This is a genomic window from Blautia sp. AF32-4BH (genome assembly GCF_003460565.1).
Classification (GTDB): domain Bacteria; phylum Bacillota; class Clostridia; order Lachnospirales; family Lachnospiraceae; genus Fusicatenibacter; species Fusicatenibacter saccharivorans.
In genome coordinates, this window is record NZ_QTVL01000002.1 from 293,257 (window position 1) to 305,474 (window position 12,218).

The window sequence follows — 12,218 nt, forward strand, 5'->3', positions numbered from 1 at the left end:
GATATGAAACGAATATTAATAGTAGATGATAACACGGAATATCTGGAAATCCTATCATCCGTATTATCGGGTAAATTTGATACGATTAAGGTCACGGGTGTCAAGGACGCATTGGATGTACTTCAAACAACCACAATAGATGCCGTTTGTTGCGATTTTAATATGAAAGATGGAACAGGATTGGATTTACTTGAAAAAATCCGTCAAAATGGTTTAAAAACACCATTTCTGCTTATGTCTGGCGATGACAGTAAGACATTAGAACAAAAAGTCAAACGGTACTATGGTGATTTCTGCTGCAAAACAGATTTTGATTTAGTTAAAAAAATAAACGCTTTAGTCAATAGCTGAGACAAATGTAATCTATTATTTACTGACATGTCGCATTTTTTGCAACGGTCTCGCGGTACCTTTTTCCTATCACTAACATGCCACTGTCTCGTCTAAGCACATGTACAATAAAACTACATAGAACTTTCACATTCGCACGTTGGCCTATGACCTATCGTGCGAATTTTTTCGGTTACGGTTACAGCGGTTCTGACCTTTAGGCAGATGTTTTTTCTAATGGAGAACTCATTATAAACGAATTACCGTATAAATCCGTATCTGCTGTCCTATTTTGGAAATCCAGCTGATTCATTTCCTGTAACATCTTTATCTTAGCGTATTGCTATCCACATAATCATCCCTACAGTTCCAAAGTTTTGCCCAAATTTGCCCTGAGGGAAGCACCTCTCCAGACTTTTCCATCAGTAGACGCAGAAGTCTATATTCGTCCACTGTCAGTTCAGTTTTCTCATCGCATTTACATCCCCCGCTCTTTAAAATCTAGATAATAACGTCACTCGAGTTTAATTCCGTATCAACACTCTTTATGATGCGAATATAATGCTGACTTCCGGGAATCAATTCCAGTTTTTTCTAAACCAGAGCAAGATTCGCCCGAGTAACTCAAAACTCACTTCGTGATTTTTGTTTACCTGGCGATCTTGATGGGGATTTCGCTCCCCATTCCCTCGAACAGTGCACATTTTCAAATATGCAGATTAGCTCCTATAAAAATAGTCGCAGCGTGATTGTCTCCATCACGGAAAATCAGAAACATTTTCTCTATAAAACCTTTCCCCACACAATTCTCCAATTGGCTTATTTATATATATCACTAAATTAGTAGGGGGAGGGATAAAAATGGCAAGACCAAAAAAAGAAAAGGAATTGAAACATCATCATCAGATTATGCTCCGTCTCACAGATATAGAATACGAACTGATTTCAACCAATGCCCAAAACGCACAGCTTCCATTGGCTGTATATGCCCGGAAACAGCTTATGAATAAAAAAGTGATTGTGAAATATGAAATTGTAGCAGATCTTCCAGAAATAAAAAAATTGATTGCAGAGTTTGGAAAAATCGGCAGTAATTTAAACCAAATCGCCCGTTACTTCAACTTTGGCGGTATTCATTCACAGGAAATGCGGAAAGAAATCAACCAATGCATTGCTGATATTTATGAAATGAAATATAAAGTTTTAAAAATGACTGGAGACTTTACTGCCTTTTCATCACCTGCCCAAAATCATTCCAAGGAAAACTCACATGGCAATACTAAAACACATAGCAAGTAAAAATGCAGATTACGGAGAAGCCCAACGCTACCTTCTTTTCCAATACGATGAATATACAAACAAACCGGTTCTTGATGAAAGCGGACGGCTGATTCCCCGTAAAGAATACTATCTTGAAGGAATAAACTGTGATCCTTTTACTTTTGACATAGAATGTAAAGAACTAAATATGCAGTATCACAAAAATCACTCTTATAATGAAATCAAGTCACATCATTATATCCTCAGTTTTGATCCGCAAGACTGTGCAGATCACGGATTGACTGGAGAACAGGCTCAGGCTCTCGGTATGGAATTTGCCAGCAAAAACTTTTCCGGACATCAGGCACTTGTCTGTACACACACAGATGGACATAACCACAGTGGCAATATTCATGTACATATCATAATCAACAGTCTGCGGAAACTGGATGTAGAGCCACAGCCTTTTATGGAACGTACCTGTGACAGCCGTGCCGGATATAAACATCATTTGACAAAAGATTATCTGAAATATCTCCAACAGTCTCTTATGGATATATGCCAGCGTGAAAATCTGTATCAGGTGGATCTGCTCTCTCCTGCTTCCAAGAAGATTACAGAAAAAGAATACTGGGCGTCCAGAAAGGGGCAAAAAGCCCTGAATAAACTGAATCAGGAAATCCTTGCCGATGGTTTAACACCAATGAATACCCGCTACCTTACACAGAAACAATTTATCCGTGAGGCTGTCGATGATATTTCTACCTCTGTCCACTCCTTCTCCGATTTCAAGAGACGATTATGGGAAAAATATGAAATTGAAGTATTTGATAAAAGAGGACGTTTCAGTTATAGACATCCAGAACGTGAAAAACATATTTCGGAGCGAACACTGGGAAACGATTATGGAAAAGCACATTTACTTGAAGTATTCGCAGCTCATACTGTTCGTCCTGAAATCCGCAAAAAAATAATTCCCTCTGAACAAAATCCTTGTCAGAAAGGTTTTGATTCCATGCCTGCCGACTTCCTGAGATCTTCTTTTGAAAAAGAAATGGATACCGAAACACTTAAAATATTATTTATCAAATCTGACCTCCAGCTTGTCGTCGATCTGCAGAACTGCATAAAGGCTCAACAAAATCAGGCATACGCACAAAAAGTAAAAATTTCCAATCTTCAGCAAATGGCAAAGACCGTTGCCTATATAGAGGAACATCATTTTGATACAAGAGCCAATCTACAGAATGAATATGATGATATTACCATACAGCTATCTCAGGCAAGGCGTACTGTAAAAAAAACTGAGGCTGACCTGCATGACATCAATGAACAGATTCACTACACCGGTCAGTATTTTTCCAACAAATCTGTCTTTACTCAAATGCTACAGTCAAAGAACAAAAAAAGATTCCGGCAAGAACATCTAACCGAAATCGAAACTTATGAAACCGCTGCCAGATACTTAAAAACCAAAAACCCTGATGGAAAAATGCCATCTATGAAACACTTAAAAGCAGAAAAGGAGAAACTACTCACACAGAAAAATGCTCAGTATGATACTTACCGTTACTTTAAAGATTACCAGCAAGAGCTGCGTACTGTTTGTACCAATGTAGATACTATTCTAGGAAAAGAACCAGTGAGAACCCAGGAAAAATGGAAAGCATCTGAATTATAGAAGAGTTCATAATATGAAAACACCCCGGCCAGCAACCTTGAATCTGCTGACTGGGGTATCCACTATTTCCTGTTACGCTCCAAATCCTGTAGCTGCTGTTTTCCGCTTCTGGCAGCTATCTCCTTTTGCTTTTGATGCAATTTTCTTAATACGGATTCCCGTTCCTGTTTTTTCTTTCCGGAAATATTATTTATCCTGCCGTCAATCATATTATAGTTTTGTTCTTCTGTCAGTTCCGCACTCCGAAGATACTCGCCATTCTCATAATATTTCTGATACGTTTCCAGCTTCGGCTTTTCTATGAAATTTTCTGAATGTGAAGAGTTAAGAAATTTTCTGATCTGCTGGATTGTCTGCTCATCAAATCCCCTGCTCTCCTGGGAAACAATTTCTCCCTCTTGTGATACAACCAGGTATTGTGCAGAATTTTTGTAAGTATCACTCTCCATCAAAAAGAACTGTCTGCCGTCAATAATAATTTCATCTGCAGCAATCCAGTTTCCTTTTTTACCTTCCACATGAAAATCTGTCGTTTCCATAGACACCATAGTACTGGAAGAATGCAGCCGTATAAATCCTGCAATCGGCACTAATCTCTCTTTATCTATATAATAAGCAGAAACAGTCCCTTCATGATTATACACAATCACATCACTGGTACTCGGGGAATGGTATCCTTTAAAATTCTTCGGCATCTTTAAAGACAGCCGCTTCCAGATAGCTTCTATCGTATCATGTGGAAGAGCTGTTGTCAGATAAACCTGATCATAATACTCTACACGTACAGCAATTCCCTGTTCCTTTATACTCTGATAAGACCGGAAAGCAAGTTTTCTGCCCTGTGCATCCTGTTTCAACTGATAAACTGCAAACTGGTTTAACTTCATTCTTCCTCCTCCGGCTCCTGCTTATACTCCTCCAGATCAATCCTATGATAATCCATATCTGTGATCCGTTTCAATTTCTCAATGGTCTGGAGAACAAGAGAATATATTTCCTGGTCTTCTTCCACATGGGGAATGATTTCTTCAATCCTCTCCATACTTTCTCTGCGGTTTCCTGCATCAAACATTGCCATAACCAACAGCTCGTTTTCTTCAAATTTTACGTTTCTCATAACTCCTGTTCCCCTTTCTTTTTCGTATGCGATTTTTCATTATGTTTTGCCTGTTCCTGTGCCTTTAGCTTTGCCTGACGTTCCCGGAGTGCCTGCAGAACGGATTCCTTTCTGCTGTTATTTCTCTGTTGTGGAATTTCTTGTCTGTCTACTTCATTTTTCTCAATCACCGTCTGTCTTTCCTTGTTTTTCGACAAATTTTTATCAGTTTCCTTTGTCGTTTGATTTTCAAGATACGTTTTTACATCTGTTACAGCTTTTTGTACAAGGAGGCTCTCCTTATAATGGGGAATCAGCTCAATCATGTCTGTCCTGATCTGTCCAGCTGACATCAGCTCATACTCTGCATTATCATAAGCACTTCCATCGTGTAAGACAAAACCAATTCCCTTGATTCCATTCATCCGCTCTGCCGGTATTTTTTCATAAACAGCCAGTGCTTCCTCTAAAGTAAGATTCTCATGGTACTCTCCCAACACTGGAAATTCCATACATTCTGCTGCATAAAATGAAATTGTTGCTTCTGTTTTTTTCATTTCATGATTTATTTCTACACTGCTATTTTCCTGAACCTGATCCATTCTTTCTATCAATTTTTTTGCATCTTTTACATTTTCCGGAAGATCATCATTCTCGTCTGCGGCAATTTCCGCAAGCCATTCTCTGATACCATCTGCTTTCCCCGTCGTAAGTGCCGTATATATACTTCTTACATTTTTATCTCTATCCGTAACAGAATCATCATATTCATATTGGTCATAGTCATAGGAAAACTGATCTATGTCAGCCGCCAGTTTTTCCACTTCTTTATCATCCAGATATTTTTCTGCTATTTTCAAATAATCTTCCAGTGTACCAGTTTTTTCTTCCGAAATCGGGTTAATATCCAGTTTCAAGCCGGCTACAGACATTCCAACTTCATTCAGGCAATTAAAAAATGTATCTTCCCTGATGTTTCCATCATAAGAAAGAACAACATCCAAATCTGAATGATCGGTATATAGTCCTTCTCTTGTCCGGCTTCCATAAACTCGTGCCCCAAGCAGCACCACTTCATTCTCCAATCCCATTTCTTCCAGTTGGGCCTGTGCAAGGCAGAGGACCGTTTCTTCTATTTCAGCACAACTCTTTCCTGCAAATGCTTTTTCCGGTTCAGTCTTTTCTGAGATAAGTGGTGGTTTTGATATTGCCGGCATTTCTATTTCCCTTTTATTAATGACATATTTCCAGTTATCATACTGCGATTCTTTCAAAATACCCTGTGCTTCTATGAGAAGATTCTGAGCAAATTGCAGTTTCACTCTATTATCTGCACCCGCAATAGCAACTGCCAATAATTCATTCCCTTTTTCAGAAAGCCCATCCCAAACCCTTTCTCGTTGTTCTTTGGTCATAGAACTCTTTTCTCTTTCCATCAACTCAAAGCTGATTTCTTTTAAATCATATACGGAAACTGCCTGCTTACTTTTTTCTTGAAAATCGAATACTTCTGCTTCACCAGCTAATCTAATTTCTAATTTAGATAATTCTGCTTCTGACATTTGATCCCATATATCATCGCCATCTGTGTGAATAGAATAAATGTCCTCCATTTTACCTCGATCAGATAAAGGACTATAAAAATACTCCCTCTTTCCTATTGTATATGTAAGTACTCCTGGATTACCATTGATGGAACACTCAAATGTATAAATGCTTTCTCTTGAACTGGAATCATATTCCCGGCTTTTTCCCCGCAGATTGGTCACGGTATCTGCTGTAATATTTTTTTCTTGTTTTGTGTGTTCCATATTCTCCACCTGTTCAAGCAGCTTTTTCTCAGCAATTTCTTCTGCTTTTTCCAGAAATTCCTCACTGTTAATGACCTTACACTCATCAATAGATGAACGAAACTCATCAAGCATGATTTCCTGCAAAGCACTTTTAAATGTCAGTTCGGAATCAGAATATAAACCGCCATCCAATTCTTTATATTCTTCATCATAAAACGTATAGTCATATCCATCCGATACCGTTTGCACATATAAATATTTTCTTTCGTTCTCTAACCAATATGCAGCATCCTTATCACATGTCTGAAGATATATCTGCACCTTTTCCGTAGCTTCTTCCATTTCCGGATTCATCCATTTCTCACTCGGAGGATTAAAACCAATATATTCCACTTCATCAATACCATTTTCACAAGAGAGCAAATTTCTTCGCATCGGAGATTTCTCTGTACTTTCTATACCAAGATATTTGTTCAGATGCCCTGGTAACTGATGATATGCCTGAATTGCTTCTTCTATATCCACAAAATACCGGTACTGCTGTCCTGTTTCTGTACCTTCTATATCACTTACAACATAATACCTGCGAATAAATACTTCTATTTTCTCAAGTTCTGCAATCTTTTCACGAACCAGATCAGTAAAACCATCCAGTATTGCCGGATGACTTTCCACTACATAATCAAGATTCGCATTCACCCCACGGTTGATATTTTCAGGCACAAAAATAGTTTCTGCCCATTCTTTATTTTTCCCGGAAAAACGTCCATCCCACGATTTTTCCTGTATTGTACAGGCAAGTATAAAAGAGCATCTCTCCAATCCATATTTTTCAAGAACAGAATCCGCCGCATTACGGTTCAAATGCATACCATCAAAGTTTTGACGGATTGTTTCTTCAATCGCACCTTTACATTCAATATTAAGTTTCCTTGAATCAAGGTACGCATCTGCTTCCCCATGCTCCATTGCATATGTCAGACTATGAATATATAACGGCGAAAAACTTGTTTGTCCATCTGCGATATTTTCCTGTTTTGGATGCCAGTCAATGCCTTTTTCTTTAAAAAACTCTCTGATTGCTTCCATAGCACCCTGATCAAATCCATTCTCTAAATCCTGTGCTACCAGCTCTCCATCTGCATTTAAAATAACCGCCGCCACAGAATCTCCATATTCATTGTGACGCATCAAATAAAATATTTCATTTTCAATTTCCATCTTATCAACCGTATGCCATAAACCCTCATGCTGTTCTATTTCCACACCGGTTGTATCAAGTGTAATCATAGAATCTTCCCTTTTGCGGTTCATTTCTGCCTCCTGGATTCTCTGCTGTACAAAATCTGGCAGCTCCTTAAAACCAAAACTGTCCACATAATATGCTTTTGCTTCTCCATTTCTTTGTACCACAACCACATCGCTGACAGAAAGAGAATGTCCGGTATAATTTTCCGGATGATTGATGTTAAAAGTCTGATACAGGCTGTCCAACGTATCATTCTCTGATAACAATCCGCCATAAATGTACGCATAATCTGCCCCCTGTACAGTCATACCGTGAGAAGTCACAAAATCCATTCCCATAAACGCATACTCTCTTCCTTTCGTATTGCCGGCAATCTGATAAATGGCATAGCGGTTATCTGTACCGGAAAGATAGAGGGATTCATTTGCTCTGCCTATGGCATTTTCAGTTTTTTTACGTTCCACAGTCAGATCATGCTCGGATATTTCCGACTGATACTCAGGGATACTCTGCATCCCTCCTGTCATATTCAATTCTTCCCCAATCCTCAAATACCCCTGTTCTGGGATGTTCAGCGGGACAACAGTCAGGATTGTTGCTGCATGATTGACCGTTACATTCTTTTCAATGGTAAGAGGATAGCCCGGATCATAATCAGCTCCACGCAGCTCATAGCGATAAATCCCCTCTGGAAGTGTTTCCAAATCCACACGCTCATTTACAAATAGTGCCGGTACATCAAATAATTCCACTCTTTGGTATTCTTCAAAAGATAACCCTGATGTTTCCTGTTCTGAAAATGTTTTTTCTAACGAATGTTCCTTCTGTAAAATGTGAAGCTGCTCCGTCATATTTTCGATAAAATCTCCCGCTGTTTTTCTGATCAAATCCATGGATGTACGAAGTTCTTTCATATCCCTGTCACTGCTCCAACCGGCAATATACGGAAAAGAATATTCCGAAGAATCCAGTCCAAAATGTTGACATACAATATATGCAACACTTTCCGCTTCCACTTCTTTCGTCATCTTATCTTTTTCAATGCCCTGTTCCTCCATCAGATCCCTGTCATGCAAAAGGGCATGGGTAACTTCATGGATAGCTGTTTTCATGGTCTGGCTTTCACTCATCCCGCTTTTAATCACAATCTCCTTATCCGTATTGTGATAATATCCATGGGATGTCCCCTCAATTTCTGCAAACCGGATCGGTACCGGAGAAACATTTCGGATTGCTTCCATAAATACCGTAAAATCTGCAACTTGCCCTGTCAGATCCGCCCCTCCCAGATCAGGTAAAGGCTCCCCCTCTGTCTGTGAAACATCAAATACAGTAGCCACTTTAAATCTGGGAATCACATGCTCAATAATCTCTGTTTCCGGTTGTCCATTCGCTTTTAATATTGGTTCATTTGTTTCTGGATTAATCTTTTCTACTTCTTCCTTTTCCCTTATCGGGGCGGGAGAGATAATCTGAATCCCTTTCTCCCCACGCAGCACATGTCGGTTGAATTTCTTCTGCCATGCCTGATACCCAGCCACCAGAGTAGCATCCGGTCTTTGCATTGTGATCAAAAGTGTATTGTTAAAACTGTAATTATGGAATTTTGCCATCGTGTTTAAATATTCCCTGTAACGCTCAGATGTAAAAAGTTCCTGAACACCCTGTTCCAGCCGTTCTGTAATTTCTTTCAGCTGTTCTTCACGTTTGTTTGCCATGATTACATCCTCCTTCTAAAGTTATAAAATCATCCCGCCACATGTAACCTGCGACGGGATATATGGTTGTTTTACAATTCCTGTCCTCTTCTTTGGGTTTTGGACATTTTCTTTTCTTTCTGTGCAGCTTCCACCTGCTTTGATCTAAGTTTCTGCAAGACAGATGGTTTTCTTTCTTCCTCCGTCATGCGGGACGCATCTGATACTCTCCCTGCCAGATTGGAATATCGTCTCGGAACATCCGCAACTTCTTCATCCATCCCCAGGGTATCCGATGAGCCTTTTCCATCCATATCCAGCAAAATATTTAACTCTGACAGCCGTTCCAGTTTCATAGCCAGTTCTTCTTCCTGAGCAAAAGGATGGGTAACTTCTTCCTTTGCAGTGGCAAGCTGTTCCTGTAGTGTTTCTAATTTTTGCTTCGATTCCGCAAGATGCTTTTCAATATTTCCAAGAACATTTTGAATCCTTTGGACATTTCCCATGGCATCTTTTCCCATCTCAATGGGATAACTGCATTTCCCCTTGATCGTCAGTTTAAACTGCTGGTTAAACACATCATAACTGGAATACAGGGAGAATCCCTGATATTCCCCGACAATCCCTTCTGTATGGACTGCCTTTAAGCCCGCACAGGCAGCAATCAGTGCCGTTCCTGCTTCTTTTTTGTCAACAAAAGTCTTTCCCCCTATGACCATGGAAAAAGCATTTTTCTCCTGTTCTAAAATCGGCTTTGCAGTTTCCAGATCGGCAGCCAGTCCGGAAATACGTTCTTTCATGGATGTAATCTGCATCGGATACCGGTTTGCAATATCTGTCTCCAGCCGATAGATCTGACTTGTGTGGTTTGCCTTCATCAGCTTCAGTTTACTGACCTGAATATCCAGATCCATTTTTTCTTTTATGTAAGGGTTTCCTGTGGCAAGAGCTTTAATCTCCGCATAAGAAAGCGCTGCATCATCCACATCCTCACAGGCACGTACCGGGGATTTACTGGTCATGATCTGTGAAATAAATTTCTGCTTATTCTCTAAAATCTGGTCGAGTAGGTCAGCGGTATTACTACCGCTTTCCCCTCTAAGAACCGTGCGTGAGAGTTTCCCCTCACACGGCTCAAGCACTTATAAGCCCTGCGTTAGCAGAACCAGTTCATCAACATTTTTCGAGTAATGAAGTTCTCTGTGGCAATCAGCATGTAATAAGACATTCGTTTCTTTAAAATCTGCTCCCACTTCCGTATGGATTCGGAATCCCCGTTCCACTGTGATAGGTTCACCACAATGCGGACAAATGCCTTTCTGCATTTTGTACAGTGCATTTAATTTTTTCCTTCCATTGATTTCTCGAAGCATTCTCTTTGTGTCTCTGTCCTCAAAATATTCTGTGAAACGCTCGTCAAATGGTGTCGCTTCTGATTTTGTTTTCAGCCACCTTACTATTTTAGTATCAGTAGCATATATCAGATGTAATTCAAATGAGTCTGCCATATTTACACTGAATGTCCAGTTCCTTGTGCCGACTCTCCTGAAATATTTCTTTGCTATCCATTTGTGGCTTTTCTTCGGATGCCTACGTTTACACCATCTCCACAGACATCTCCATACATCGAAATCAAACCTGTCAAACGCCTGCGAGGAGACATTATACTTTTGGAAATTTACCCATCCTCTGATGACCGGATTTAACTTTCTTATCAAATCTTCCTGCTTCATAGATGGATTTTGCTTTATAATCCCCCGTATCTTATTCACAATGGCTTTATAGTTCTTTTTGGATGGTTTTGTAAGAAGCTTGTCTTTATACCACCGTATATTACATCCGAGAAAATCAAAACCATCTTCGATATGGGTAATCACTGTCTTTTCTTCTGACAGTTCCAATCCTCTCTCTGATAAAAATTCCCGGATAATCGGGAGAACACCTGCTTCCAAAAGCTCTCTGCTTTCGCCTGTGACGATGAAATCGTCAGCATAACGTATAAAGTTCACTTTTGGAAAATATGCTTTTCCATCCCTTTTAGTTTTGTGGTATTTCTTCCTAATCTGGACTTCCAGACCATCCAACACCATGTTGCAGATAGTTGGTGAGATAGCCGAACCCTGTGGGCTGCCGAGGTCTGTTGGAAATAATCTTCCGGTCTCGACATACCCGCTTTTTAACCATTTTCGCAGAATATCTCTGTCCATTGGGATATGGTTCAGTATCCATTCGTGACTGATGTTATCAAAACAGCCCTTAATGTCTCCTTCCAGCACCCATTTAGGGGATTTTGCTTTATTCAGACAGGTAAAGCACTGTTCGATTGCATCCTGTACACATCTCTTTGCTCTAAATCCATAGGAGTTAGGGTCAGCAGTGATTTCCGCAATCGGTTCCAGTGCAAATTTGTACAATGTCTGCATCGCTCTATCCTTCATACATGGGATACTGAGCGGCCTCATTTTTCCGTTCTTTTTCGGGATATATACCCTCTTTAACGGTAATGGTTTATAGCCTCTGCGTTTTAAGCTGAGAATTGCTTCATATTTCAGTTTGGGAGTAGACCATAAGATTTTGTCTACACCTGCTGTCTTTTTGCCTTTATTACTCGTTACTCTTTTTACAGCTAAAGCACGTCCGTAGAAAGAGTGTGTAAGCAGCCATTGCAAAGACTTTACTTTGCCGGTTCTGCCCTGTTGATGAGCCTTTACGATACGCATTTGCAGTTTTTTAACGTATGCATTCGCTTTGTTCCAGTCGATGCTGTCCCATGCCTTTGCAACGTCAGAAGTCGCACACATTTTCATGTTCATTTGCCTTACTCCTTTCAAAAATTCTATAAACTCTCTCGTAATTAAGCACCATGCGGAATTCTGCTCCCCTTTCGGGGGGGCAAATTTTGAACCCCTATCCGTCCTCATTACAAGGTCGGCATTCGCTTCCTCCGCAATCCTTTACCCGCATTCCCAACGGCTTCCCTTACGGTCCGCTTGCCTTTGCAGGCGAGAATACGGGCTTGACACGTTCCACTTAATCAACAATTATTGATAGTTTAGGTTCCACCTCTACTCCGGCAGTCTTATGTCCGTGTATTCCTATCGTGGAGAGGAAT

At 40.0% G+C, this 12,218-nt stretch carries 9 protein-coding genes; 3 read left to right on the forward strand and 6 right to left on the reverse strand.

Annotated elements, in window-relative coordinates:
- Positions 1 to 3: 3 nt before the first annotated feature.
- Positions 4 to 351, forward strand: coding sequence for a response regulator (locus DWZ44_RS04195; RefSeq protein WP_117804278.1), 348 nt, complete (start codon positions 4 to 6; stop codon positions 349 to 351).
- 306 nt (positions 352 to 657) lie between these two features.
- Here DWZ44_RS04195 and DWZ44_RS19455 read toward each other — a convergent pair whose 3' ends face one another.
- On the reverse strand, positions 658 to 831 hold the full coding sequence (locus DWZ44_RS19455) for a winged helix-turn-helix domain-containing protein (RefSeq protein WP_117804279.1): 174 nt from the start codon (positions 829 to 831) through the stop codon (positions 658 to 660).
- A 360-nt stretch (positions 832 to 1,191) separates the two neighbouring features.
- Here DWZ44_RS19455 and DWZ44_RS04205 point away from each other — a divergent pair, with 360 nt between their 5' ends.
- Positions 1,192 to 1,629 carry a plasmid mobilization protein gene (locus tag DWZ44_RS04205; RefSeq protein WP_117804280.1) on the forward strand — a complete coding sequence of 146 codons (438 nt, stop codon included), beginning with the start codon at positions 1,192 to 1,194 and terminating at the stop codon, positions 1,627 to 1,629.
- The gene (locus tag DWZ44_RS04210; protein ID WP_117804281.1) at positions 1,601 to 3,271 is read left to right on the forward strand and encodes a relaxase/mobilization nuclease domain-containing protein; all 1,671 of its coding nucleotides are present in this window, start codon (positions 1,601 to 1,603) and stop codon (positions 3,269 to 3,271) included. Before DWZ44_RS04205 ends, DWZ44_RS04210 begins: the two co-directional genes overlap by 29 nt.
- A 62-nt stretch (positions 3,272 to 3,333) precedes the next feature.
- On the opposite strand, the gene DWZ44_RS04215 is transcribed toward DWZ44_RS04210, so the two are convergent.
- The 5 genes from DWZ44_RS04215 to ltrA form a co-directional block, all read right to left on the reverse strand.
- The gene (locus DWZ44_RS04215) at positions 3,334 to 4,158 is read right to left on the reverse strand and encodes a YodL domain-containing protein (protein WP_117804282.1); all 825 of its coding nucleotides are present in this window, start codon (positions 4,156 to 4,158) and stop codon (positions 3,334 to 3,336) included.
- Positions 4,155 to 4,388, reverse strand: coding sequence for a transposon-transfer assisting family protein (locus tag DWZ44_RS04220; protein WP_117804283.1), 234 nt, complete (start codon positions 4,386 to 4,388; stop codon positions 4,155 to 4,157). The genes DWZ44_RS04215 and DWZ44_RS04220 overlap by 4 nt, the downstream gene beginning before the upstream one ends.
- The gene (locus DWZ44_RS04225; RefSeq protein WP_117804284.1) at positions 4,385 to 9,127 is read right to left on the reverse strand and encodes a DUF3849 domain-containing protein; all 4,743 of its coding nucleotides are present in this window, start codon (positions 9,125 to 9,127) and stop codon (positions 4,385 to 4,387) included. The genes DWZ44_RS04220 and DWZ44_RS04225 overlap by 4 nt, the downstream gene beginning before the upstream one ends.
- 71 nt (positions 9,128 to 9,198) lie before the next feature.
- Positions 9,199 to 10,248: a helicase gene (locus tag DWZ44_RS04230; RefSeq protein ID WP_243002025.1), complete on the reverse strand. Its 1,050-nt coding sequence runs from the start codon at positions 10,246 to 10,248 to the stop codon at positions 9,199 to 9,201.
- A complete protein-coding gene (gene ltrA / locus DWZ44_RS04235) occupies positions 10,249 to 12,027 on the reverse strand; it encodes a group II intron reverse transcriptase/maturase (RefSeq protein WP_442857708.1) in 1,779 nt (592 codons plus the stop codon).
- Positions 12,028 to 12,218 lie beyond the last annotated feature (191 nt).